This window comes from Nocardia anaemiae NBRC 100462, assembly GCF_001612725.1.
Lineage (GTDB): Bacteria > Actinomycetota > Actinomycetes > Mycobacteriales > Mycobacteriaceae > Nocardia > Nocardia anaemiae.
Window position 1 is genome coordinate 1 of record NZ_BDAZ01000122.1, and the last position, 1,583, is coordinate 1,583.

Annotated in this window: 1 protein-coding gene; it reads right to left on the reverse strand. The window is 65.8% G+C overall.

Annotated elements, in window-relative coordinates:
- Nucleotides 1–1,508: FAD-binding oxidoreductase (locus NA5_RS38680; protein ID WP_062993993.1), on the reverse strand; the 1,508-nt coding region annotated here is incomplete at its 3' end.
- Nucleotides 1,509–1,583: the final 75 nt, after the last annotated feature.

Genomic DNA, 1,583 nt, shown 5'->3' on the forward strand with positions numbered 1-1,583 from the left:
GGGATGCTCTGCTCGTACTGGAAGACGTTGTGGGGGTCGTACTCCGCCTTGATCCTGCGCAGCCGCTCGAAGCGCTCGCTCCCCCAGTAGGCGGTCTGCCACTCTTGCATTCCGAGATTCGGCACGTTGACGTAGGCGCCGTCGGTGTAGGGCCGCAGCGCCTGACTGAACTCGGCGGTCCAGGCCTGGGCCTGCGAGGTCAGCGGGTCGCCGACGCCTGGTTGTGTTGAACGAGTCCCCCAGGCTGCGCCGATCTCGCCGTAGAAAAGCGCGTCGCGATGCGCGAACGCCGTGCCGCCCGGGGGCTCCGTCTTGATCGCCCCACCGAAGGCATCGACGAAGTAGTTGCTCTCCTCTGTGGGAGCGTGTCGCATGAAGTCGCCGATGATGTCGATCGCCTGCTTCGGGAACGGCTCTTTGACGAACTGTGAGAAGAACTTCCAGTTCGCGGGCTCTTGCGCGAGCGGGACCTGGGCTCCGGCAAAGAAGTCGCCCCAGTTACCGACCTGCGCCGTGACATCGGGCGTGCCGACCGACAGGATCGGAGCCAGCATCTCTGTGGCCTGTGCCGCTGCACCGTCGGCAAGCCACGCGGACAGCAGGATCTGGGACTTGTGGATCTCGAGCTCGGATCCTAGACGGCTGTCGGCGGACGGTACCGTACGCTGCCATGCTTCGAAGACCCCGTACAGGTCCCCGAGTCCATCCCATGTCGCCTGCACATAGGCGAGATGCTCGAGCGGATGCACCTGATAGGTGAGGTGTGTGACGATCCCGAAGTTGCCGTTTCCCGCCCCGCGAAGCGCCCAGAGCAGGTCCGAGTGGTGCTGCACGTCCGCGTTGATCACCTCGGCGCAATCGTCACCCGATGGGACGACGACCTCGGCCGCCATCAGGCTGTCGCAGGCCATGCCGAGCCAGCGGTTGAGGGGCCCGAGGCCACCGCCGAGTGTCGCACCGCACAGGCTCACGCTGCCCTCGCTCCCGGTGGTGACCGCAAAGTTCTGCTTCGCGAGCGTCGTCACCGCTTCCAGTTGGTTCAGCCCGGCACCGACCGTCGCGATACGAGCGCCGGGGTCGATCTGGACCGATTTCAGCCCGCTGACGTCGATCACGATGCCGTTGTCGACATTCGACCAGCCTTCGAGGGCGTGGCGGCCGCTGCGCACCCGCAACGCGACGTTTTGCCGGCGCGCCCACGTCAGAGCGTTCACCACATCCTGGGTTTCCTGTGCGAAGACGATGACCAGCGGATAGTGAGAAAAGAGCTGGTCCCAGCCGAGTCGCGCATCCGTGTACGCCGCGTCACCGGGACCGACGATGTGGCCGGTCAGCGTCGCGGGTGGGCATCCCGGGCCTTTACTCGGGTGGTCCGAGGCGTCGATTCCCGGGGCGCTTGCGTCCGCAATATCCGGCGTGTCTGCGGCCGTAAGACCCGAGACGACGACTGCTCCGACGCCAGCGGCCGCCGACGTCCTGAACAGGTCACGGCGAGAAAGATCGCTCAAGGTTCAGATCCTCTCAATCGGTCTACGCCAGTGCCGGGCCGCCAAGGGAACTCTTACCCGCTGGCCGCCGAAGAG